This is a genomic window from Micromonospora sp. NPDC002411, assembly GCF_053592955.1.
Genome location: NZ_JBSFBM010000014.1, coordinates 18,592 through 42,030 on the forward strand (window position 1 = coordinate 18,592; position 23,439 = coordinate 42,030).

Here is a 23,439-nt window from a genome sequence, read left to right on the forward strand (position 1 = left end):
GAGGGTGGCCGGGGCCTCGTGCCGACGATCAGGCCGGTTCGTTGCCCTGCGCCGCGGCCCGCGCCGCCGCTGCCGCCGCGCGCTCAGCCTTGTTACCGAGTACGCAGAACTCGTTGCCCTCCGGGTCGGCGAGCACCACCCACCCGCTGCCGGTCGGGCTGACCTGGTCGGCGACGAGGGTCGCGCCGATGCCGAGCAGCCGCTCGACCTCCTCGGCCCGGGTACGGTCGGCGGGTTGCAGGTCGAGGTGCAGCCGGTTCTTCACCGTCTTGCCCTCGGGCACCGCGATGAACAGCACCTCCGGACCACCCGGCGGCAGGAGCATCGCCTCCGGGTCGCCGGGGAAGTCGTCGGGCTGCCGGGGGCAGTCGAAGACCTGTGCCCAGAAGCCGGCGAGGGCGTAGGTGTCGTGGCAGTCGATGCTGATGTTGTGAATGATCGAACTCACGGTTGGTCCTCCACAGTGGTGGTGGCGACACGTTCCCCGGCGCTGCCGAGCACGCAAAACTCGTTGCCCTCCGGGTCGGCGAGCACCGCCCAGCCCGTCCCATCGGCGTGCCGCCGGTCGACGACCATCGTGGCCCCGAGGCCGAGCACCCGCTCGATCTCCTCGTCCCGGGTCCGGTCGGCCGGTTCCAGGCAGACGTGGACCCGGTTCTTGGTCACCTTGCCTTCCGGCACCTCTTGGAAGAACAGGTTCGGGGTGGCTTCGTCCTGCGGGAGCAGGGCTGCCTCCGGATCACCCGGAGCGTCCTCGCCGTGCCGGGCGTAGCCGAGCACCGCCGACCAGAAGCCGGCCAGGGTGTACGTGTCGTGGCAGTCGAAACTGATGTTGCGGATCCGTGGATACACGGGTGGTCCCTCCATGGTCGGATGGGGACGCTCCGCTGCCCGGGGTCAGCCTGCGAATACCCGAGGTGCGGAGCCCTGACTGGTGGACATCGACGCACCCCCCTTCACTCACCGAGCTGACCCGGTGATCTTGCCATCGGCAGAACGCCGCACGCAATCCCGTTCAGCTGGCTGTCGACACCGGCCCGGACACCGCCGGGGCGTCCGCCGACGGCAGAGTGACGGTCACCTCCAGACCACCCCCGGGCTGCGCGATCACCCGTACCGTCCCGCCGTGCGCCGTGCAGACCGCCCGGACGATGGACAGACCCAGCCCGGAGCCGCGGGCGCCGGTGCGTTCCCGGCCACCGCGCCGGAACGGCTCGAACAGCCCCGGCACGTCGGCCTGGTCCACCTCGAAACCCGTGTTGCCCACCACCAACCAGGACCGGACGCCGTCGGTGCCGGTACGCACCCACAGCCGGCCGTGCAGGTGGTTGTAGCGGACCGCGTTCTCGATGAGGTTCCCGGCCAGCCGGTCGAGCAACCCCGGATCACCGACGACCGGCGCGGACTCCAGTGACGTCTGCACCCGCAGGCCGATCCGTTCCACCTCGCGGCGCATCGCCGACAAGGCGTTGACAGTGCCGGCGGCGAGGTCACACTCGGTCCGCCGACCCAGTTGCCGCCCGGCCTGCGCCTCGCTGCGGGCCAGCACCAGCAACGCGTCCACCAGGCCGTTGGCGCGTTCCGAGGCGTCCCGGACCACTGTCGCCATCCGACGGTACTCGGCGGCGTCCGCGTCGTCGTCGCTGAGCGTCACGTCGATCTCGGTCCGCATCACGGCGAGCGGGGTACGCAGCTCATGCGAGGCGTTCGCCACGAAACGTTTCTGCGCCTCGAAGGCGGACGCGATCCGGTCCAACATGGCGTCGAACGTCTTGGCCAGCTCGGCCACCTCGTCGTCGGCGCCCGAGTAGCCGATCCGCTGGTCCAGTGTCGCCTCACCGAGCCGCTGCGCGGTCGCGGTGACCTGGTGCAACGGGCGCAGCGCCCGACCGGCCACGGCGTACGCGCCGGCCACCCCGACGACGCTCACCGCCAACAGCGCGACCAGCCCCTTCGCCAGCAGCTCCCCGGAGGCGGCGTCGACCAGTTGCCGCTGCCACTGGGCGGCGTCCATCGACTCGCCGTCGGCGAGCAGCACGACGGTGCCGGGCAGCAGCTCGTCGGTGGGGCGCAGCGCGTCCCGGACCAGCAGCCACGCCAGCAGCACCAGGATCGCCCCCGCGCCGATCAGCAGCACCCCGTTGAGCAGTGTCAGCCGCAACCGCAGGGTGGGCCGCAACCGGCGGCTCATGCGCTCACCTCGGCGGTGCGGTAACCCGCGCCGACCACCGTCTCGATCAGCGGCGGGTCCCCGAGCTTCTTGCGCAGCGTCATCACGGTGACCCGGACGATCGTGGTGAACGGGTCGGTGTTGGCGTCCCACACCCGTTCCAGCAGCTCCTCGCTGGAGACCACCGCGCCGCGAGCCTTGAGCAGCTCGCTGAGCACCCCGAACTCCTTGTTGGTGAGGTCGACAGGCACGCCGGCGCGGGTGGCCACCCGACGGGCCGGGTCGAGCACCAGGTCGGCCAGTTCGAGCACCGGCGGGGCGGCCGGGGTGGCCCGCCGGCCCAACGCCTGCACCCGGGCGACCAACTCGTCGAAGGCGAACGGTTTGGGCAGGTAGTCGTCCGCGCCGAGCTGCAACCCCTCCACCCGGTCCGCCACAGTGCCACTCGCGGTGAGCATCAGCACCCGGGTCAGCGCGCCGGAGGCGGCCAGGTCGGCGCAGATCTGGTCACCGTGCACGCCCGGCAGGTCACGGTCGAGCACCACCACGTCGTACCGCGTGACGAACGCCGCCTCGTGGCCGGCGTCGCCGTCGTACGCCACGTCGACGGCCATCCCCCGCTTGCGCAACCCGCGCGCGATCGCGTCGGCGAGGTTGCGCTCGTCCTCGACCACCAGTACCCGCATCCCGGCCTCCTCGCTGCTGACCACCGACAACCTAGTGCCGGCCGGCAACCATCGTCCCTCGCCGCCCGTGCCGGTCCGCGTTGCGGGCCCGGTCGGCGTACGCGATGCTGTCCGGCGGCACCGAGCGACGGACGGACCTGCAATGACCATCGCGGCACCACCCACCCGGCGGGACATCGCCTACCGGGGTTTCCACCTGCCGGCCGACGGCGCGTTCGACAGCGACGAGGGCGGTGTCGACGGGCGGCGCACCTGGACGTCGCCTCCGGTGCCGGTGGGCTTCGCCGTCGCCGAGGTGGTGCCGTCCTGGACCGCCGACACCCCCGACGGCTGCTGGATCGAGGTCGAGCTGCGCGGCTGGCACGACGACGCCCCCGCCACCGGCTGGTACCAGCTGGCCCGCTGGGCGGCCGACGACCGGGCGGTACGACGCACCTCGGTACCCGGGCAGCGCGACGGCGACGCCGCTGTCGACACCGACACCCTGATCGTGAACGGGGCGACGGTCACCGGCTGGCAGGCGCGGGTGACAGTGTGCCAACCGACCGGCAGCCCGAGCGGCCCGGTGCTGCGCAGTTTCGGCGCTGTCGCCACCGGCCCCGCACTGACCGGCCCGACCGACGCGCCAGCGCCCGCCTCGTCCGCTGCCCGCGGGCGGGTGCTGGAGGTCCCCCGTTACTCGCAGCGGCTGCACGCCGGCCAGTACCCGCAGTGGGGCGGGGGCGGCGACTCCTGGTGCAGCCCCACCTGCACCTCAATGGTGCTCGCCTACTGGGGTCTCGGGCCGACGGAGGAGCACTACGCCTGGGTGGAGCCGCCCGGCCCGCGCCCGGTGGTGGTGCACGCCGCCCGGCACTGCTACGACCACGCGTACGCCGGGGCCGGCAACTGGCCGTTCAACACCGCCTACGCCGGTCGGTTCGGGGTGGACGCGTTCGTCACCCGGCTCCGGTCCCTGGCCGAGGCGGAGGCGTTCGTCGCGGCCGGCATCCCGCTGATCGTGTCCGCCGCGTTCCGCGCCGACGAGGTGCCCGGGCTTGCCTACGACACCCGGGGGCACCTCATGGTCCTGGTCGGCTTCACCGCCGACGGCGACCCGGTGCTCAACGACCCGTACGCCCCGGACGACGACGCGGTCCGCCGTACCGTGCCCCGGCAGCGGTTCGGCGCGGTCTGGCAGCGCGGCAGCGGCGGCGTGGCGTACGTGCTGCGGCCCCCGTCGGTGCCGCTGCCCCCGCCGCCCGCCCAGGCGAACTGGTAGTCAGTCGGGCAACTGCCACAGCCGGTACGTGCCGTCGGGATTCACGCACAGCAGGCGATGGTCGATCACCTGACACTCCCCGGTGGCATCGCGCATCACGTCGAGGACGCGTACCTCCCCGGCCAGGACGTCCAGCTCGCCGACGAGCACCCCGCCGTCGGGATGCTTACGGGTGCCGATCAGCAGGCCGCCCTGGCGCAGTTGGTACAGGTCCCACCGGCCCAGGTCGGCCACCTCCTGACCGGTGAGCGCGTCGAGCGCAACGAAATGCTCGGGCGAGTCCCCGCCGCCCAGCACGTTGGCCAGCAGCCGATCCCCGGTCGCCCACGCCCACCCCCAGCGACTGCTGCGCCAGCGCACCTCGCCGGTGGCCGGGTCGAGCGCCTGCAACGCGTTGGAACCGGTGCGCAGACACAGGACGAGGCCGCAGTCCAGCGCGAAGTCGACGGTAACGTTCGGGCGGATCCAGCGCCGGTCGAGCTGGTCCAGGCCGTACGCGGTGACAGTGCCCGAGCCTCGGTCGATGACCAGCAGGAGGTCGTCCAACACCTCCAGCCCGAATCGCCCACCGTCAGCTGGTAGCAGGTCGGCACGGGCCAGCACGATTCCGGTGGTCGCGTCGCGTACCTCGACCGGCCCGTCCGTCGGGCTGAGGATCAGCCGATCCACCCCACGCTCGGTCTCGCGCGGGCTGATTCCGGCTGTGGTGGCGGGCAACTGCCAGCGCACGGTGCCGCAGCAGGGGTCGACCACCCGCAGGACGCTCGGCTCGCTCTCGCCGCCGGAGCGCAGCAGCAGGTTGCCGTCGACCAGTCGGTTGGCGCTCCCCGGTTGCTGCCACCGGTACGCGCCGGTCGCCCGGTCCAGCGCGATTGTCGTCGTGTCCCGGCCCTGCGGGCCGATCTCGTACCCGGTGAGGATCAGCAGCTCACCCAGCGGGAAGATCCCCCAGTACCGGGCCTCCGCCGACAGTGGCAGCTGCCAGACCGGCTCGCCGCCGGGCAGCCGATACGCCGCCAGTCGTCGCTGTTGCGGATTGGACGTGCTGGTCGGCTCGATGACCACGGCGAGGTCGCCGTCGACGAGCACGTCGGCCCCGGACCGCACCGGTAGCGTCACCACGGCCCGCCGGGGCGGCGGTGCGCCGGCGGCGGCGAGCGTGAGCAGCGCAAGCAGCGCGAGCAGCGCGGCACGCAATTGCCGACCGTCTGCGCGGGGTGGGCGGGGCAACGGGTCCGGGTCCGGGCCGTGCCGCAGCACACCGAGGTCGATCACCGAGTCGCTCACCGGGTCAACCGCCACAGCGCGGTGGTGCCGTCGAGACGCTGACAGAGCAGCATCGGCAGGGACGCCTGGCAGCTGCCGGCGATGGCCGGCAACACGTCGACGATCCGCGACCGGCGGGCGACGAGATCCAGCTCGGCGACGACCACCCGCCCGTCGTCACCCGGCCGCACCCCGACCAGGGGGGTGCCCGGCCCGAGCACCTGCATCAGAGCCCACTCACCCAACCCGGTGCGCACCTGACCGGTCGCCGCATCCCACACCTCGTACCCTCGGCCGGGCTTGGCCATCAGCAGCTGACCCTGCCGGACGTCCGCGAGGATGTCCGGACCGGAGTCCGACCACCGTACGACGCCGGTGGCCGGATCGAGCACCTGAAGTCCACCGGTCTGCGGTACCGCGCAGAGCAGACCGGCGCAGCTGACCACGTAGGAGATCAACAGCACCTCGGCCGTCCACAGTGGCTCCAGCTCGGTCAGCCCGTAGCCCACCAGCCGGGTGCTGCCGGGTGGGACGACCAGCACCAGGTCGTCGACGACCTGTGCCCGCTGGTACGCCTCCCGGTCACCGGGCAGCGTGTCGACGCTGCGAAGCAGGCGGCCCGTGCCGGCGTCGTGCACCTGCACCTCGCCGGTCGCCAGGAGCAGCACGAACCTGTCGACCAGGCCTTCCTGGAGGTGGTAGGAGTGGTTGGCGGCCGCGGGGATCGGCACGGACCAGAGCACACGGCCGGTGTCGGGCTCGATCCGGTTCAGCGCGCCCGACCCGTCGTCCCGGACGTCGGTCAGCAGCAGGCCGTCGTCGGCGGTCGGTTGGGGCGCCCCGGGAAGCTGCCACCGTTGCTCGCCCGAAGCGATGTCGAAGGCGATCGTCTGGAACACCCGGCCCGGAGCGTTGACCGCCATCGCCAACACCAGCCCCTGCTCGACCCGGACGTCGAGGTAGTCACCGAGGCGGGCCAGCGGGGCCTGCCACCGTCGGCGCACACCGGTGCGGGTCGGGGACGGCTGGGCGTACGCGGTCAGGTACCGGTCGCCCTCGGGTGCCGGCGGGTCGACCACGAAGACGCTGTCCCCGCCGAGGTAGGCAGTGGACGTCGGCGACGCCGGCACCACGCTCACCGCCCGCCGCGGCTGCGGTGTCGCAGCGCTCAGCATCACCAGGGCGAGGACCAGCACCGCCGCGCTGCGCAGCGGTCGACCGGCGGCGCGCGGTCGACGAGCCACAGGCGTCGACGCGGGCTCGTCCCGAACCTCGCCCAGCTCGATGATCGACAACGATCGTCCTTCCGTCACCGATGGGTCACCGTCCGGCAAACCGGCCGTGGGTGCACCGGGCCGGCAAAAGCGACGGAACCGCGCCTGTACGATGGCCCGTCGTGGCCGTGCCGGTGGTAGACCCTTCGCTGAATTCCCTGACCGACGCCGACCCGGCCGAGGCCGAGTCGACTCGACGGCCTCGACGCCGCCCGGCCCGAGCCGACCTGTTGGCCCTCGGAGCCTATGTGCTGCTGGGCGTATTCGTCTGCCTCAACTACTGGGGTGACATCAACGGCCGGGTCTCCTCGCACCTGCCCACCGACCACAGCTGGTTCGAATGGCTGTTCGCGCACGGCGCGTACTCGGTGCGGCACCTGGAGAACCCGCTGTTCACGGCCCGGCAGAACGCCCCGGACGGGGTGAACATGATCGCCAACACCTCGCTGCTCGGGGTGACCCTGCCGCTGGCCCCGCTGACCATGTTGCTCGGCCCCCAGGTGATGTACGCGCTCTACCTGGGTGGGGCGCTGGCCGCCACCGCCGGCACCGGCTACTGGATGCTCTCCCGCCACCTGGTGCGCTCGCGCGCGGCGGCCTTCGTCGGCGGCGCGTTCCTCGGCTTCGCGCCGGGAATCATCCACCACGCCAACGGCCAACCCAACTTCGTGTCCAACTTCCTGCTGCCGCTGATCGTGGTGCGGGTGCTGCGCCTCGGTGAGCCGGGTCGGTGGCGGCGCAACGGGCTGGTGCTCGGCGCGCTGGTGACGTACCAGATCTTCATCAACGAGGAGATGCTGCTCCTCACCGCCCTGGCCTGCCTGGTCATCGTGCTGGCGTACGCCGTGCAGCGCCCGGCCGCCACCCGGGCCGCCGCCGGCACGTTCCTGGCCGGGCTCGGCGTCGCCGGCGGACTGGCCCTGGCGCTCGCGGCGTACCCGATCTGGTTCCAGTTCAACGGCCCCCAGTCCTACCGGGGCCTACAGGGTGGCGTCTTCCACAACTGGGGTGAGGACCTGGTCGCCTTCGTCACCTTCGCCCGCGACACCTGGGCCGGCGACCCGGCGGTGGAGAAGACGATCGGGCTGACCGAGCAGAACACCTGGTTCGGCTGGCCGCTGGTGCTGCTCTCGGTGGTCGCCCTCGTGCTGCTCGTCCGCCGCTCGCTTCCCGCCCGGATCGCCGCGGTGCTGATCGTCGTCTTCACCGTGGCGTCGATCGGGCCACGGGTCCGGTTCAACGGCGTGGAGACGGGCGTGCTTGGCCCGTGGTCGTACGTGTCGGACGACCTTCCGCTGGTCGAGATGATGATGCCGACCCGGTTGACGCTGGTGGTGGGCGCCGCGGTGGGCGTACTCCTCGCGCTCGCCTGGGACGCCGCGCACCGCCAGGGACGGCCGGTGGTCGACCAGCCGCGGGTGCCGGCGCAGCGCACGGGCGACGCGGCCCCGGCGGTCGCCGACGAGCCGGCGGCGACGGACGATCCCGCGCCCGTCGCGGCGCGTCGTCGCTGGCTGCGCCCGGTGGGGTACGCGGCGGTCGCCCTCGCCGTGCTGCCGCTCTTCCCCCGGCCGCTGCCCGCCCAGCAGATCGACCCGCCACCGCACTTCATCACCGCGGGTGGCTGGCGGCCGTACGTGCCGGCGGGCCGGACCCTGGTGCCGGTGCCGATCCCGAGCAACGTGCACGGCCTTCCGACGTTGCGCTGGAGCGCGCTGACCGGGCAGGAGTTCCCCATCCCGGGCGGCTACTTCATCGGCCCGAACGAGGTCGGCGAAGGCGTCTTCGGCGCGCCGAACCGGCCCACCAGCACGCTCATCTACTCCACGATGGACAAGGACGCCGTCCCGGCGCTCACCGACGAGAACCGCCGTCAAGCCGTCGAGGACCTGCGGTTCTGGCGGGCGTCGGTGGTGGTGCTCGGTGCGCACCCCGACGAGGCGGTGCTACGCGATCTGGTCACCGGTCTGATCGGGCCGCCGCAGCGCGTCGACGACGTCTGGGTCTGGGACGTCCGCGCCCTGGTGGGCTGATCAGCCGACCTGGTCCCGGACGTCCCACACCCAACCGCCGTCCACCGGGCGGCCCGGGCCGAGCAGGTCGTCGACGGTGCGACGGACCGGGTCGCCGTTCGTCAACGGGCCGAGCACCACCACGGCGGCCCGCCAGTGCCGCAGGTCCTCGACCGCGCTGCGGCGGTCGGCGTCGGTCAGCACCGGCACCGCACCGGTCTCCGCCACCCGCCGCAGCAGCACGGACGTGGGGCGGTCCGGCGCGCCCCAGCGGGCGGCCGGGTCGTCCGGGCCGCTCGGACCGATGAAGTAGCCGCCCGGCGCGCTGAACGCCAGGCCGGTGCGGGCGGACCAGAGCATCACCGGGCTGCGCGCCGCGCCGGTGACCGGGGGTACGGCGACCACCGTCCGGCCCGGCGGCACCAGGGGCCGCCACCCGCCGTCCGCGACGAACCCCGGCACCGGCATGACCGGTACCACCCGGATCGGCGTCGGCACCAGCGGCAGCAACGCGGCGGCCACCGCTCCGGCCCACAGCAACCGCACCGGCACCCCGGCGACGGCCGACAGCTTGCGCGCCGCCCACACCCGGTCCACGGAGAGCGCCACCAGCACCCCCAGCACCGGTACGCAGACCAGCGCGAACCGGGCCGGCACCGCGAGGTCGAGCAGGGGCAGCCCGGCGACCAGGCGGTACGGCCCGGGGATACCGGTGGCGGTGCCGTCGACCCGCACCTCGACGCCGAGGGAGAGCAGCGCGAACACCAGCCCACAACCGGCCAGGGCGCGGACCAACGGCCGCCGCCACAGCCAGACCACGATCACCACGGCGAGCACCAGCAAGCCGGGGCCGAAGAAGGAGTTCTCCTCGGTCGGGTTCGGCGAGAGCAACCCCGGTAACCAGTCGTCACCGAGGACGGTCTGCCGTGCCGACGCGGTGAACGACGCGGCGTCCAACTGGAACGCATGCGCGGCGAACGCCATCCCGGCGTAGTGCTGCGGGCCGTAGAACTGGAACCACAGGGGGTACGCGAGCAGCACGCCCGCCACCCCGGCAGCCACCGCCAGCCGGCCGAACAGGGCCGGCGCGAGCCGCCGGGCGGCCACCCGGTCGGCGAGCGCGTAGCCGAGCGCGAACACGCCGGCCGCGAGCGCCAGGAAGACCAGCGCCTCCTCGCCGATGAAGACCTGCCAGACGAGCAGCAGCCCGAGGACCACTCCGGGTCGCCACACTCCGGCGAGTCGGTGCGCCGCCTCCGGGGCGGGCCGGAACACCAGGGCGAGGATCGCGGGCACCAGGAACTGCGCGGCGATGTGCAGGTGCGCGCCCGCCTGGGCGATCATGCCCGGAGCGAAACCGCAGATCAGGCCACCGACCGCAGCTGCGGACCGGGTGGTGACCAGGCGGCGGCGCAGCAACGCGTACCAGGCCGCGGCCGTGCCGGCGAGGCAGCAGACGACCGCCACGCAGAACGCGACCTGCGAGCCGAAGAGCAGAGTCACCGGGGTCAACGGGACACCCAGACCGAGCACCGAGGTGTTCGCCATCAGGTTCACCCCGTCGGGGGCGTTCAACCCGGCACTGAAGAGCGGGTTATGCCCGTCGACGACGGCGTGCGCCGCGTGGGCCAGCATCCACTCGAAGAGGATCTGGTCGCCCGCCTGGTGGAACAGCCGCCACGGGTGCCCCCACTGGGCGCTGGTCAGCACGACCGCCAGGGCCAGGTAACCGGCCACCACCAGCAGGTCCCGGAGCCGGCCCGCACGGGATGGGCGGACCGTCGGCGGGGGCGACGTGGTCGGGGACGTCGTCCCGGTGGTCATCAGACCGAACGGTCGGTCAGCGCCCGGACGTCCCACACCCAGACGTCCAACTCCTGGCGGCCGGGGCCGACCAGGTCCTCGACGGCACGTCGCAGCGGTTCGGAGTTCTGCTGACGGACCGGGAGCACCAGGATCGCGGCCCGCCAGTGGCGCAGTTCGTCGCTGAAGCGGCGGCGCTGCCGGTCGTCGAGCTTCGGCGTACGCCCGGTGGTCGCCACCTCCTCCAGCATCTGACCCACACCGCTGGGTCGACCGCCGAACCGGCCCGCGTCACCGGTGTTGCCGTTGCGGGGGGCGAGGAAGTAACCGCCGGGGATCTTGAAGTCGAGGTTCGTGGCCGCCGCCCAGCGCATGCCGTGCGTGTTGCCCATGCTGGGCACCGGGATCGGCACCAGCGTCTGGTCCGGCCCGACGTACGCCCGCCAGCGGTCGGCAGTGATGAAGTCCGGCACCGGCGGTCGGGAGACCATCCGCAGCGGCATCGGAGCGATCGGCAGCAGCGCGAACGCCAGGCCGGCGGCGGTGAGCGTCCGTACGGTTCTCCGCTCGGCCGGGCGCAGCGCCCAGGCCCGCTCGACGGCGAGCGCGAGCAGCAACCCGATCACCACGCTGGTGATCAGACCGAACCGGGTGGGCACCACCGCGTCCAGCAGGGGCAGGTGGACCAGCCACTGCCACGGCCCGGTGAACAACTCCCGGTCCCACCAGGAGACCCGCTCGCCGAGGGAGAGCACGGCGAAGAACACGCCGGTCGCCGCGAGCGCCCGCACGATCAACTCCCGGCGCAGCCAGACCACGATGCCGATGGCGATCAGGGACAGGCTCCAGCCGAAGAAGGCGTTCTCCTCGGAGTAGTTCGGCGCCAGGTTGATGTTGGCCCGCTGGTTGCCGCCGAGGGTGGGCGAGCCCTGGGCGAAGAACGCGGCGATGTCGTTGCCGTAGTCCCGCACCGCGTCGCTGAGCCCGTGGTACGCCATCGGCCCGGCGAACTGCACGTACAGCGGATACGCCAGCAGCGCCCCGGCCAGCAGCGCGCAGGTCACCACGCCGGCGCCGAGCGGTCGCCACGCCGCCCGCCAGCGGGCCGGCTCCTGAGCGAGCACCGCCAGCAGGAACACCCCGCAGGCCAGGGCCGTGAAGAGCAGGATCTCCTCGTTGATGAACGCCTGCGCGGTGACCAGCAGGGCGAGCAACGCCCCGTCCCGGATCGGCCGACGGGACCGGGTGAGGACCAGCACGCGCCAGACGATGAACGGCAGCAGGAACTGGCTGATGATGTTCGGGTGCCAACTCGCGTGCGACAGCATCGCGGGCGAGAAACCGCAGAACCAGCCGCCCACCGCCGCCGCGAGCGGGGTACGCACCAGGTGGCGGGAGAGCATGAGGTACCAGGCCATCGCGGTGCCGGCGAGGCCGAGCGTCACCAGCACCACAAAGGAGACCGCCGGCCCGAAGAGCAGCGTCACCGGGACCATCGGAATGCCCAGCGCCAGCACGGCCGTGTTGGCCATCAGGTTGACGCCGTCCGGATAGTTGAACTGCTCGGTGTAGAACGGGTACTCGCCGTGCAGCACCACGCGTACCGAGTGGGCGAGGAAGAACTGCACCTGGGCCGGGTCACCGGTGTAGAGCGAGGCCACCCGACCGGACGGGTCCAGCCAGATCCGGCTGGTGACCCAGAGTGCGGCGAGCAGGAACAACCCGCCCACCGCGAGGTGCTGCCTCCGCCGGGGAAGACGATGCCACCACCGCCTGGTCGGTGCCGCCTCCGCGTCGTCGGCAGCCGTCTCGGGCTCGACCGGTGCCGCGTCCTGAGCCGGCTCGACCGGCTCTTCCGGCTCGACCGGCATGTCCGGCACGTCCGGCTCGATGGGCGTCTTGGTGGGGGCCGGTGCGGCGGCCTCGGCTGGGGCGACGGGTGCGCCGCCGGCGGTGCCCTGGGAGTCGGCCGGGGCGGTGGACCTTCCGGTCAGGGCGGCGGGGCCGGCGAGGATGCCGACCGGTGTGCGATAGCTCACCAGTTCGTCGGGGCCGGCTGCGGCCTCCGGGTGCGGCGCGGACAGGGCGCGGGACTCGGCAGGCGTCACAGTCGGCGGAGTCTACCGGAGCAACGAAAACGCACTAAAGCCCCGGTGTGGTCCAATGTGGTGAGTGCAGCGGCGGGCAACTGGGGCCTCGCGTCGGACATCTCGTACTATGGCGCTTTCCGACAGCGACGGTGAGGCGATCGGGGGCGGGCCAGGTGACTCCAGGCCGTCGGTACGGCAGGGCGCTCCCCGTCCTGCTCAGCGCACTGCTGGCCAGCACGGCCTGCGGTCCTGTGGCCGAGAGGAAGTCGCAGGACCTGCGGGTCGGGTACGACAGCCTGGACGGGTCGTTGGCCGTGTGGCCGCCCCGGGGCGACCTGTCGACTGACGCCACGGCGACGACAGCTGTCACCCGGGCCGTCCGCGACTGGCGCTCACCGGACGACGACCGGGCGCACCTGCCCTCGTCCGGCATCCTCTTCTCCGGTCGGGTCGACGGCGCCCCGGTGGCTCTCGTCGCCGCCGACGTGCCCGGCGAGAGCGCCTCCTGGCTGCTGCAACTCACCCGCGACGGCGACCGCTACGCGGTGACCCGCGCCACCGAGTACACCGACCCGGGTTACCTCGTCTACTCCGACGTGCTGCCCGTGCAGACCGCCGCCGGCCGGCGCTACCTGGTCTCCGCCCGGGTGCAGACGCTGGTCGGGCCACAGGATCGGACGTTGACCGTCACGGACGGCCTCAGCGCGCCGGTAAACGTGCCGTCGTGCACGGCGGTCGGGGTGACAGCGACCCTGCGCACCACCGAGTCGCTGCCTCGGGGGCGGGCTGCGGACCGGCTGCTCGACCTGGGCACCGGCACCGTCGATCCGCGCTATCCGCTGGTCCGCGACGAGTCGGGCACGGGACGGCGGGCACTCACCGGCCTGGACACCTGCGTGCTGGCCGGCGACCGGGGTCCGTTCGGCAGCATCCCCCGCCGGATCGGCGACCGGGACGCGCCGCGTTCGGTGCCGACGTCCTGGCCGATGGCGAAGCTCACCGTCCGCTCGCTCGGCGAGGTCGCCCTCGGAGGTGGCGAGGCGGCCGAGTTGCAGCAGCTCAGCTGGGACACCGACGCCGGCGCGATGACCGCGGTGGTCTACCGGCCGGCCGACGGAGGCGCCCCCGTCGTCTCGCCCGCCGACCGGGCCACCCCGTTGCAGGCGTACCAACTGCCGGTACCCGGTCAACCGCTGGTGGTGCTCAGTTGGCGGCCCACCCGGGACAGCTCCCTGTCCGTGCCGCCGGGGACTCCCCTGCTGGTCGAACGACCCGGTCTGGCGGTCGTCCCCAGCCCGTCCCGTTCCCAGACCTACAGCCTCGCCAACACCGACAAGACCCACTACCGCTCAATAGAACCAGCCAACTGACCCACCCCGACCCGCACAACGCGACGGCGGGCGTCCCCGGGAGGGGGCGCCCGCCGTCGTTGTCGGGTCAGTTCTGCGCGGCCGCGTCGCTCGGCGTGAGGCGGTCCGGCGTGGCGTCCAGGCCGGAGATCCAACCGGTGACGTCGCGGGCCACGTCCTGGGCGGTCAGGCCCAGGTCGGCGAGGATCTGCGCCCGCGTGCCGTGCGGGTGCCAGTCGGCCGGTACGCCCAGGTCCTTGAGCGGCACCCGGACGTCGGCGTCGCGCATCGCCTGGGCGAGCGCGTCGCCCACCCCGCCGACCCGCACGCCGTCCTCCACGCTGACCACGAGCCGGTGCCGGGCGGCCAGGTCGACCAGCTCCGCCGGGACCGGACGCACCCAGCGCGGGTCGACGACGGTGACTCCGTAGCCCTGCTCGGCGACCCGGGCGGCCACCTCCATGCCCAGCTGGCCGAACGAGCCGACAGCGACCAGCAGCACGTCGGTACGCGCCGACTCGGCCAACACGTCGACGGTGCCGACCCGGCGCAGCGCCGGAAGGTCCGCGGCGACCGAACCGGTCGGGAAGCGCAGCACTGTGGGGCCGTTGTCGACGGCCATCGCCTCGCGCAGCTCCTCCCGCAGCGTGGCGGCGTCGCGGGGGGCGGCGATCCGCAGACCGGGCACCACCCCGAAGACCGACATGTCCCAGATGCCGTAGTGGCTGGGACCGTCCGGGCCGGTGATGCCGGCCCGGTCCAGCACGAAGGTCACCGGCAGCTTGTGCATCGCCACGTCCAGCAGGACCTGGTCGAACGCGCGGTTGAGGAAGGTGGCGTAGACCGCGACCACGGGGTGCAGACCACCGAGCGCCAGCCCGGCCGCCGAGGTGGCGGCGTGCTGCTCGGCGATGCCCACGTCGTACACCCGCTCGGGGTACTTGCGGGCCAGCTTCGCGATGCCGGTCGGCTCGGCCATGGCGGCGGTGATGCCCACCACGTCCGGGCGCTCGTCGGCGATGGCCAGCAGCTCGTCGGCGAAGACGTGCGTCCACTTCACCGACGGCGCGGCCAGCAGGGCGCCGGTCTCGACGTCGAAGGCGCTGCTCGGGCCGTGCAGGCAGTCCGCGTCGTCCTCCTCGGCCGGACGGTAGCCGTAGCCCTTGCGGGTGACCGCGTGCACGATCACCGGGCCGCCGAAGTTCTTCGCCGCGCGCAGCGCCGCCTCGACCGCCGCCACGTCGTGCCCGTCCACGGGGCCGACGTACTTGATGCCGAGGTCCTCGAACATGGCCTGCGGCGCGACGGCGTCCTTGATGCCCTTCTTGACCGCGTGCAGCACCTCGTACATCGGCTTGCCGACCAGCGGGGTGGAGCCGAGCGCGTCCTTGACCGTGTCGAGCACCTTCTCGTAGCCCGGGTTGAGCCGCAGCGAGGAGAGGTGGTCGGCCAGCCCGCCGATGGTGGGCGAGTAGGAACGGCCGTTGTCGTTGACCACGATCACCAGCGAGTTGCCGGCGGTGGCGATGTTGTTCAGCGCCTCCCAGCACATGCCGCCGGTGAGCGCGCCGTCGCCGACCACGGCCACGACGCTGCGCTGCTCACCCCGCAGGGCGTACGCCTTGGCCAGGCCGTCGGCGTAGGAGAGCGCGGTGGAGGCGTGCGAGTTCTCGATGAGGTCGTGCTCACTCTCGGCCTGGCTGGGGTAGCCGGAGAGGCCACCGCGCTGGCGGAGCTTGTCGAAGCCGGCCTGACGCCCGGTGAGGATCTTGTGCACGTACGCCTGGTGGCCGGTGTCGAACAGGAGCCGGTCCCGGGGCGAGTCGAAGACGCGGTGCATGGCCAGCGTCAGCTCGACCACACCGAGGTTGGGCCCGACGTGCCCACCGGTGCGGGAGACCTTGGCGATCAGGAAGTCCCGGATCTCGGCCGCGAGGACGTCCAGCTCCTCGCCGGACATCCGCTTGACGTCCTGCGGACCGCGTACCGTCCCGAGCAGCCGGCCGTGGTTGGCCGTGTCCTCTTCAACACTCATGACCGGAGAGTCTATCGGCCCTGTGGTACTCCGCAGCCCGGGCCGAGCCCGGCGCACCCGCGGCCGCGAGCTGAGCGCCTGATCAGGGCCGGATCCGCAGCCGCCGGGGCGGCTCGGTCGGGCGGCCCGGGTACGCCGGCCCGGCGGGTGTCCACGACCCGAGCACCGCACCCCGGGTGGCACCGGTCACCGACGGGATCGACCCGGGCAGCCCGTGCCAGGACAGCCAACCCAGCAGCGCGAAGGCGTACGCCTCCTTGGCCTGCGCGGGTACGCCCAACTCGTCGGTGCCGCGCAGCTGCCACCGGCCCTCGCCGAGGGCGGCGAGCCGCCGCAGCAGGGTGGGGTTGCGCACACCACCGCCGGCGGCGATCACCTCGGCCACGCCGTGCCTGTCGCACTCGGCGGCCACCACCCGTGCGGTCAGTTCGGTCAGCGTGGCCAGCAGGTCGTCCACCGGCACGGGCGTACCGAGCGCGGTGAGGTGCCGGTCTAGGTAGCCGGCGTGGAACAGCTCCTTGCCGGTGGACTTGGGCGGCGCCGCCGCGTAGTACGGCTCGGCCAGCAGCGCGGCGAGCAACCCGGGGTGCACCCGACCGGCCGCGGCCCGCGCGCCGTCGACGTCGCACGGTTGGCCGAGGAAACGCCGGGCGGCAGCGTCCAGCAGGGCGTTGGCGGGGCCCACGTCGTACCCGAGGACCGGAGCGCCCGGGGCGACCACTGTGAGGTTGGCGATGCCGCCGAGGTTCAGCGCCGCGCGCGGCCCGGCGGCGGCGTCGAGCAGCAACGCGTCGAAGGCCGGCACCAGCGGCGCGCCCTGCCCGCCGACGGCGATGTCCGCCGAGCGCAGATCACTGAGCACGGGTACGCCGACCCGGGCGGCCACCCGGGCCACCGCGCCCAGTTGCAGAGTGCCCAGGGCCACCCCGTCGGCGACCCAGTGGAACACCGTCTGACCGGGTGAGACCACCGCGTCGGCCCGCCCACCGGCCAGTTCCAGGCCGACCGCCGCCGCGTCGGCGAACACCTCGCCGAGGCGGTTGTCGAGCCGGCAGACCGCCTCGACGGTCGTGGTCGCCGGGGGCAGCAGCGCCGCGATCTCGGCGCGCAACTCCTCGTCGTAGTCCAGGCCACGGTGCCCCAACGGCCGCAGCCAGAGGGTGTCCCCCTCGACCTCGAACTCCGCCGCGACGACGTCCACCCCGTCGTACGACGTCCCGGACATCAACCCGACGATCTTCATCGGGCCAGGCTAGTCAGGCGGTCGGCGGGAGCAGCAACCCCACCTGCTCGACGTGCTGCGTCATCGGGAACAGGTCGAAGCCCCGCAACGCGGCCAACCGCCAGCCCAACCCTGCGAAGGTACGCACGTCCCTGGCGAACGCCGCCGGGTCGCAGGCCACGTACGCGATCGCGCGCGGGCCGGCGGCGGCCAGGGCGCGGACCACCGGGGCGCCGGCCCCGGAGCGCGGCGGGTCGAGCACCACCACGTCGACCGGGCCGGTGATCCGCCGACGGGCCAGCGCGGTCTCCACCCGGGCCGACACGACCTCGACGGCGGGCAGGTCGGCGAGGTTCTCCCGGGCTGCGGCGACACCCTGCCCCGCCGCCTCGACCAGTGTCACCCGGCCGGTCGCACCGACCCGCTCGGCCAACCCGGCGGCGAACAGCCCCGCGCCGCCGTACAGGTCCCACGCGATCTCGCCCGGCTGCGGGTCCAGCAGGTCCAGCACCGCGGTGGAGAGGGTGCTCGCCGCGGCCGGGTGCACCTGCCAGAACGCGGACGCGGGCAGCGTCCAGTCCCGTCCGGCGGCCACCTCGCGGACCTCGGCCGGCCCGCTCACCGGGGCGGGTACGCCCTCACGGATCTCCGTGACGGTCACGTCGCCGCCGGTGCTGGCGACGGTCTCCACCGCCTCGGCGGCCGACCAGCGCGCGCCGGTCGGGGTGAGCACCGGCAACTGCTGGATGGCCGGGTGGGCGATCCGGCAGCGGTCGATGGGCACCACCTCGTGCGAACGGTGCTTGAGCAGACCGGCCCGGTCCGCGGCGTCCACGGCGTAGCGGACCCGGGAGCGCCAGCCGAGCAGCCCGCCGGGCAACGCCTGGACCCGGACGTCGAGCCGGTCCAGCTCGACGTCGGTCAGCCCGCCGAGGCGGACCAACTGTTCGCGCACCACGGCGGTCTTCCAGGCCAGTTGCGCGTCCGGGGCGACGTGTTGCAGGTCGCAGCCACCACAGGCACCCGGTTTCGCGTACGGGCAGGGCGGCTCGACCCGATCCGGTGAGGGGTCCAGCACTGTCACCGCATCGGCCCGGACGAACCCGCGGTGCACCTCGGTCACCTCGGCGATCACCCGTTCACCGGGCAGCGCGTGCCGGACGAAGACCACCTGCCCATCCACCCGGGCCACGCAGTGCCCGCCGGGGGCGACCGCGTCGACGGTCAGCTCGACCCGCTCCGCCTCGGCCAGTCCACGCTCGCTGGGCTCAGTCACGGCCACTGCCTCCCGTTCCGCCGCCCGCCGGGCCGCCCTCGCCGGGCGGGGCGGAGACCGGCGCCGCCGAGACCGGCGGCGGGTCGGAGACCGGCGGCACCGTGCCGCGTGGCCCGCGTGCCGGTGTCCGCGACAGCGTGGCGTCGAGCCGGTCCAGGTTCTTGCTCGCCGTCGACGCCAGCTGCCACGGCACACTGACCACCATCACCCCCGGCTCGAAGAGCAGCCGGCCCTTGAGGCGCAGTGCGCTCTGGTTGTGCAGCAGGTTCTCCCACCAGCGGCCGACCACGTACTCGGGGATGAAGACGGTGACCACGTCCCGGGGTGACTTACGGCGGGTGGAGGCCACGAAGTCCAGGATCGGCCGGGTGATCTCCCGGTACGGCGAGTCGATCACGGTGAGCGGGATGGCCATCTCCCGCCGCTCCCAGTCGGCCTGCAGGTCCCGGGTGTCGTTCTCGTCCACGTTCACGGTGACGGCGGTCAGCGTGTCCGGCCGGGTGGCCCGGGCGTAGGCGATCGCCCGCAGCGTCGGCTGGTGCAGCTTGCTGACCAGCACGATCGCGTGGTTGCGGGCGGGCAGCACGGCCCGGCCCTCGTCCGGCGGGGTCAGCTCGACGGCGATCCGGTCGTAGTGCCGGCGGATGGCGAGCATCAGCACGTAGATCACCGCCATCGCGGCGATCGCGATCCACGCTCCGAGCAGGAACTTCGTGATCAGGACGATCACCAGCACCGTACCGGTCAGACCCGCGCCGAAGGTGTTGATCGCCCGGGAGCGATACATCCGGCGGCGCGCCTCCGGGTCCCGCTCGGTACGCAGACGCCGGTTCCAGTGCCGGATCATGCCGGCCTGGGAGACGGTGAACGAGACGAAGACCCCGACGATGTAGAGCTGGATCAGCTTCGTCACCTCGGCCTGGAAGCCGACGATCAGCACGATCGCGAAGAGGGCGAGGAAGCTGATGCCGTTGGAGAAGGCCAGCCGGTCGCCCCGGGTGTGGAACTGGCGGGGCAGGTAACGGTCCTGGGCGAGGATCGAGCCGAGCACCGGGAACCCGTTGAACGCGGTGTTCGCGGCCAGGAAGAGGATCAGGGCGGTCATTCCGGCCACCACGTAGAGCAGGACCGAGCCGGAGCCGAAGACCGTCTCGCCGAGCTGGGTGGTGACCGTCTTCTGCACGTACCCGTCGGGGCCGGAGATGATCTGGAGACCCGGGTCCTCGACGAACTGCAGGTGGGTCAGCCGGGCCAGCCAGATGATCCCGACCAGCATGCTCACCGAGATGGTGCCGAGCAGCAGCAGGGTGGTCGCGGCGTTGCGGCTCTTCGGCGCCTTGAACGCCGGCACTCCGTTGGAGATCGCCTCCACACCGGTGAGCGCGGCGGCACCCGAGCTGAACGTCCGCAGCAGCAGGAAGACGAGCGCGAAACCGGTCACGCTGTGCTCGGCCTGGATCACCAGGTCGGCGCTCGGCGCGCGGAGCTCGTCGCCCAGCACGAACACCCGGAACAGCCCGGTGAACAGCATCCCACCCATCACGATCACGAAGCCGTAGGTGGGGATGGCGAACGCGGTGCCCGACTCGCGCAGACCGCGCAGGTTGACAGCGGTCAACAGCACCACCGCGCTCACCGCGATCAGGACCTTGTGGGTCGCCACGAACGGCACCACCGAGCCGAGGTTGGCCACCCCGGAGGAGACCGACACCGCCACCGTGAGCACGTAGTCGACAAGCAGCGCGCTGGCCACCCCGACGCCGAACTTCGGGCCAAGGTTGACAGTGGCCACCTCGTAGTCGCCGCCACCGGAGGGGTAGGCGTGGACGTTCTGCCGGTAGCTCGCCACCACGGTGAGCATCACCACGACCACCGCAAGGGCGATCCATGGCGAGAACACGTACGCGGAGGCCCCGGCGATGGAGAGGGTCAGCAGGATCTCGTCGGGCGCGTACGCGACGCTGGACAGCGCGTCGGAGGCGAACACGGGCAGCGCGATGCGCTTCGGCAGGAGGGTGTGCTGGAGCCGGTCGGACCTGAACGGTCGACCGAGGAGAAGTCGCTTCACCAGCGAGGTGGGACTGGCCACGAACGCCAAGAGTACGACCACCACGGCGGGAACGCGGGGGTGGGCGATCACCGCTGCCCGCGACGACGGGGTACGGTCGGTCCCCGCTCCCCACCGGAACGTGGCAGGCTCGCACTCGGAGGGCCACCGGCAGCGGGGGCGGTACGCACCTTGGGAGGGACAGCGTGCACGTCGTGATCATGGGATGTGGCCGGGTCGGGTCGACCCTCGCCCACAGCCTGGAGTCCCGAGGGCACTCGGTGGCGGTGATCGACCAGGACGCCGACGCCTTCCGCCGGCTCGGCCCCGACTTCGCCGGGATCACGGTGACCGGGGCGGGCTTCGACGGCGAGGTGCTCCGACAGGCCGGCATCGAGCGCGCGGACGCCTTCGCGGCCGTGTCCAGCGGCGACAACTCCAACATCATCTCGGCCCGGTTGGCGCGCGAGACGTTCGGCGTGTCCCGGGTCGCCGCCCGCATCTACGACCAGCGCCGTGCGCAGGTCTACGAGCGGCTGGGCATTCCCACCGTCGCGACGGTGCGCTGGACGGCCGACCGGATGCTCCGGCACCTGGTGCCGGAGGGCAACGTGGAGATCTTCCGTGACCCCACCAGCACGGTGTCGATCGTCGAGGTGCCGGTGCACAAGGACTGGATCGGCCGGTCGGTGCGCAACCTGGAGGACGCGGCCGGCGCCCGGGTGGCCTACCTGATCCGCTTCGGCATCGGCACGCTGCCCACCGGCTCCACCGTCGTGCAGGAGGGTGACCAGGTGTTCATGCTGGTCAGCGATGACATCGTGGCGACGGTCACGTCGGTGGCGGCGGCGCCGCCGGAAGGGGGGCACTGAGCCATGCGGGTCGCCATCGCGGGCGCGGGCAACGTGGGCCGCTCGATCGCCCAGGAGCTGATCGACAACGGCCACCAGGTGATGCTGATCGAACGCCAACCCAAGATGCTGCGCCCGGACCGGGTGCCGGCCGCCGAGTGGGTCCTTGCCGACGCGTGCGAGGTGGCGAGCCTGGAGGAGGCCAACGTCGCGGGCTGCGACGTGGTGGTCGCGGCGACCGGCGACGACAAGACCAACCTGGTGCTGTCGTTGTTGGCCAAGACCGAGTTCGCGGTGCCCCGCGTGGTCGCCCGGGTCAACCGGGCCGAGAACGAGTGGCTGTTCACCGAGCAGTGGGGCGTCGACGTCGCGGTGAGCAAGCCGCGGGTGATGGCCGCGCTGGTCGAGGAGGCGGTGACCGTCGGCGACCTGGTCCGGCTGATGACCTTCCGCCAGGGTGAGGCCAACCTGGTCGAGATCACCCTGCCGCCTACCGCGCCGTACGTCGGTCAGCCCATCCACGCCGTGCCACTGCCGCGCGACGCCGCACTGGTGGCGATCCTGCGCGGCAAGCGGGTCCTGGTGCCCAGCCCGGACGACCCGATCGAGGCCGGCGACGAACTGATCTTCGTCTGCACCGCCGAGGTGGAGGACCAGGTCCGCGTGGTGATCCTCGGGCCGGACAGCGTCGAACGGACCCGCAGCTCCCGCTGACCCGACAGGCAGCCGCCCCCGGCTGCCCCGCCGCGCTCAGGCGCCGGGCACCGGGGTCGGCGGAGCCTCCCGGGTGACCCGGCGGACCGTCCAGACCGTGATCAGCAGCAACAGCGCGTACGGCGGGTAGCCCAACACCAGCCGGGCCACGCCCAGCGCGGTGTCCTGGTGGGCCAGGTAGAGCCCGGCCTGCACGCCCACCTTGGCCAGCCAGACCACGCCCCAGAGCACGGTGAGCTGGGTGAAGGTGCGCACCAGCTTCGGGTCGGCCCGCCACTCCGAGCGGCCCTTCGCGACCAGCACCGACCAGATCCAGCCGACCAGGGGCTGCCGGATCGCCGCCGAGATCAACAGGGCGACGCCGTACCCGATGCCGTACAGGATGCCGGGAAGGTAGAAGTCACGCTCGTCGCCGGTGCGCCAGGCGATGGCCGCGCCCACACCGACGCCGAACAGGCCGTTGACGGCGTGCCGGATCGGCCGACGCTGGGCCAGCCGCACCCCGGCGATGAGCAGCGCGACGGAGACCGAGGCGATCACCGCAGGCCGCAACTCGCCGATGATGTTGGCGAGGACGAAGACCACGACCGGGATGCTCGACTCGACCAGGCCCCGCCAGCCGCCGAGCTGGTCGGCCATCTGCTCGGCGATCGTCGGCAGCGGCTCGTCCTGCGGGTCGATCTCCGGCTGCGCCGCCCGGTCCTGTCCCGTCGTCATCGCCGGCCTTCCGTCCGCAGCGCCGTCACTTCGGCGAGTCCAGCTCGTAGTAGGGGTTGTAGATGACCTTGCGGTCGTCGCGGACGGCCACCCGACCACGGGCGGTCAGGTGCCGACCCGGCTCGATCCCGGCGATGTGCCGTCGCCCCAACCAGACCAGGGTGACCACGTCGGTGCCGTCGTACAGGTCGGCTTCGAGGGTGGGCAGATTGGTGCGCGGCGTGTAGACCACGGTGCGCAGCCGGCCGGCGACCGACACCAACTGGCCCCGGGAGCACATCTGGGCCGGGATGCCGCCGCACTCGGCGCTCTCCCGACGCAGCTCCTGCGCGTCGATCTCGGCTTCGCTGGCGGTGAACCGTTGCAGAAGTCGCCGCAGCGACACCCTGCCCTCGTCGGTCATCATGACCTCCGCGTCACCCTCTCCACGCTCGCCGTCCCCGGCCGGCACCGGCGGCGCCGGAACCGTGCCGCCAGCGTACGCCGACGAGGCCGGTTCCGGCGTGCCGGTGGGCGCGGGGTCAGACCTGGCGCGGCTCGGCGACAGCGTCGCCCGCCTGGTCGGCGGCCTGGCTCGTCGCACTGGACCGCGACAGTTCGATTCCGTTGCAACAGCAGCTCTGCGACCAGATCAGCGGGTCCGTGCGCACCGGTCGACTGCGCCCC

At 72.7% G+C, this 23,439-nt stretch carries 19 protein-coding genes; 5 read left to right on the forward strand and 14 right to left on the reverse strand.

Annotated features, from left to right (window positions below; all coding sequences use genetic code 11):
* Positions 1-28 precede the first annotated feature (28 nt).
* The 4 genes from ACWCO3_RS03600 to ACWCO3_RS03615 form a co-directional block, all read right to left on the reverse strand.
* Positions 29-448, reverse strand: coding sequence for a VOC family protein (locus ACWCO3_RS03600; protein ID WP_145784880.1), 420 nt, complete (start codon positions 446-448; stop codon positions 29-31).
* Positions 445-867 carry a VOC family protein gene (locus tag ACWCO3_RS03605; RefSeq protein ID WP_450008285.1) on the reverse strand — a complete coding sequence of 141 codons (423 nt, stop codon included), beginning with the start codon at positions 865-867 and terminating at the stop codon, positions 445-447. Before ACWCO3_RS03605 ends, ACWCO3_RS03600 begins: the two co-directional genes overlap by 4 nt.
* A 148-nt stretch (positions 868-1,015) precedes the next feature.
* Positions 1,016-2,191 (reverse strand): sensor histidine kinase, encoded by a 1,176-nt coding sequence (locus ACWCO3_RS03610; protein WP_145784881.1) that lies wholly within the window; start codon positions 2,189-2,191, stop codon positions 1,016-1,018.
* Complete coding sequence (locus ACWCO3_RS03615) at positions 2,188-2,856, reverse strand: response regulator transcription factor (RefSeq protein ID WP_139586209.1); 669 nt, start codon at positions 2,854-2,856, stop codon at positions 2,188-2,190. The genes ACWCO3_RS03610 and ACWCO3_RS03615 overlap by 4 nt, the downstream gene beginning before the upstream one ends.
* A gap of 142 nt (positions 2,857-2,998) precedes the next feature.
* Here ACWCO3_RS03615 and ACWCO3_RS03620 point away from each other — a divergent pair, with 142 nt between their 5' ends.
* Entirely contained in the window at positions 2,999-4,117 is a 1,119-nt protein-coding gene (locus ACWCO3_RS03620; RefSeq protein ID WP_450008288.1) for a peptidase C39 family protein, read from the forward strand.
* On the opposite strand, the gene ACWCO3_RS03625 is transcribed toward ACWCO3_RS03620, so the two are convergent.
* Together ACWCO3_RS03625 and ACWCO3_RS03630 are read right to left on the reverse strand one after the other, a co-directional pair.
* A complete protein-coding gene (locus ACWCO3_RS03625; RefSeq protein ID WP_450008290.1) occupies positions 4,118-5,404 on the reverse strand; it encodes an outer membrane protein assembly factor BamB family protein in 1,287 nt (428 codons plus the stop codon). It abuts the gene before it with no gap.
* Positions 5,401-6,678 (reverse strand): outer membrane protein assembly factor BamB family protein, encoded by a 1,278-nt coding sequence (locus ACWCO3_RS03630; protein ID WP_450008291.1) that lies wholly within the window; start codon positions 6,676-6,678, stop codon positions 5,401-5,403. The genes ACWCO3_RS03625 and ACWCO3_RS03630 overlap by 4 nt, the downstream gene beginning before the upstream one ends.
* Before the next feature lie 101 nt (positions 6,679-6,779).
* Between ACWCO3_RS03630 and ACWCO3_RS03635 the strand changes: the two genes are divergently transcribed.
* A complete protein-coding gene (locus ACWCO3_RS03635; protein WP_358162729.1) occupies positions 6,780-8,690 on the forward strand; it encodes a hypothetical protein in 1,911 nt (636 codons plus the stop codon).
* Here ACWCO3_RS03635 and ACWCO3_RS03640 read toward each other — a convergent pair whose 3' ends face one another.
* On the reverse strand, positions 8,691-10,493 hold the full coding sequence (locus ACWCO3_RS03640; RefSeq protein ID WP_244311837.1) for a hypothetical protein: 1,803 nt from the start codon (positions 10,491-10,493) through the stop codon (positions 8,691-8,693). It abuts the gene before it with no gap.
* Positions 10,493-12,343 (reverse strand): hypothetical protein, encoded by a 1,851-nt coding sequence (locus ACWCO3_RS03645; protein ID WP_425280586.1) that lies wholly within the window; start codon positions 12,341-12,343, stop codon positions 10,493-10,495. Before ACWCO3_RS03645 ends, ACWCO3_RS03640 begins: the two co-directional genes overlap by 1 nt.
* A 392-nt stretch (positions 12,344-12,735) precedes the next feature.
* On the opposite strand from ACWCO3_RS03645, the gene ACWCO3_RS03650 reads away from it, so the two are divergent.
* Positions 12,736-13,932 carry a hypothetical protein gene (locus ACWCO3_RS03650; protein ID WP_450008294.1) on the forward strand — a complete coding sequence of 399 codons (1,197 nt, stop codon included), beginning with the start codon at positions 12,736-12,738 and terminating at the stop codon, positions 13,930-13,932.
* 67 nt (positions 13,933-13,999) lie between these two features.
* Here the strand turns inward: ACWCO3_RS03650 and dxs are convergent, their stop codons facing one another.
* The 4 genes from dxs to ACWCO3_RS03670 all read right to left on the reverse strand — a co-directional run bounded on the left by dxs (position 14,000) and on the right by ACWCO3_RS03670 (position 20,533).
* Positions 14,000-15,946, reverse strand: a complete 1,947-nt coding sequence (gene dxs, locus ACWCO3_RS03655) for a 1-deoxy-D-xylulose-5-phosphate synthase (protein ID WP_088990859.1) — start codon at positions 15,944-15,946, stop codon at positions 14,000-14,002.
* 82 nt (positions 15,947-16,028) lie between these two features.
* A complete protein-coding gene (locus ACWCO3_RS03660) occupies positions 16,029-17,189 on the reverse strand; it encodes an anhydro-N-acetylmuramic acid kinase (RefSeq protein WP_145784888.1) in 1,161 nt (386 codons plus the stop codon).
* Between the two features lie 13 nt (positions 17,190-17,202).
* A complete protein-coding gene (locus tag ACWCO3_RS03665; RefSeq protein ID WP_450008297.1) occupies positions 17,203-18,450 on the reverse strand; it encodes a class I SAM-dependent RNA methyltransferase in 1,248 nt (415 codons plus the stop codon).
* A complete protein-coding gene (locus tag ACWCO3_RS03670) occupies positions 18,437-20,533 on the reverse strand; it encodes an APC family permease (protein ID WP_450008299.1) in 2,097 nt (698 codons plus the stop codon). Before ACWCO3_RS03670 ends, ACWCO3_RS03665 begins: the two co-directional genes overlap by 14 nt.
* A gap of 164 nt (positions 20,534-20,697) precedes the next feature.
* On the opposite strand from ACWCO3_RS03670, the gene ACWCO3_RS03675 reads away from it, so the two are divergent.
* Entirely contained in the window at positions 20,698-21,363 is a 666-nt protein-coding gene (locus ACWCO3_RS03675; RefSeq protein WP_145784891.1) for a potassium channel family protein, read from the forward strand.
* Between the two features lie 3 nt (positions 21,364-21,366).
* Positions 21,367-22,056: a potassium channel family protein gene (locus ACWCO3_RS03680; protein ID WP_088990863.1), complete on the forward strand. Its 690-nt coding sequence runs from the start codon at positions 21,367-21,369 to the stop codon at positions 22,054-22,056.
* A gap of 36 nt (positions 22,057-22,092) precedes the next feature.
* Here ACWCO3_RS03680 and ACWCO3_RS03685 read toward each other — a convergent pair whose 3' ends face one another.
* Together ACWCO3_RS03685 and ACWCO3_RS03690 are read right to left on the reverse strand one after the other, a co-directional pair.
* Positions 22,093-22,773 carry a DUF3159 domain-containing protein gene (locus ACWCO3_RS03685; RefSeq protein WP_357833612.1) on the reverse strand — a complete coding sequence of 227 codons (681 nt, stop codon included), beginning with the start codon at positions 22,771-22,773 and terminating at the stop codon, positions 22,093-22,095.
* A gap of 25 nt (positions 22,774-22,798) precedes the next feature.
* Positions 22,799-23,179 carry an OB-fold nucleic acid binding domain-containing protein gene (locus ACWCO3_RS03690; RefSeq protein ID WP_145784893.1) on the reverse strand — a complete coding sequence of 127 codons (381 nt, stop codon included), beginning with the start codon at positions 23,177-23,179 and terminating at the stop codon, positions 22,799-22,801.
* Positions 23,180-23,439: the final 260 nt, after the last annotated feature.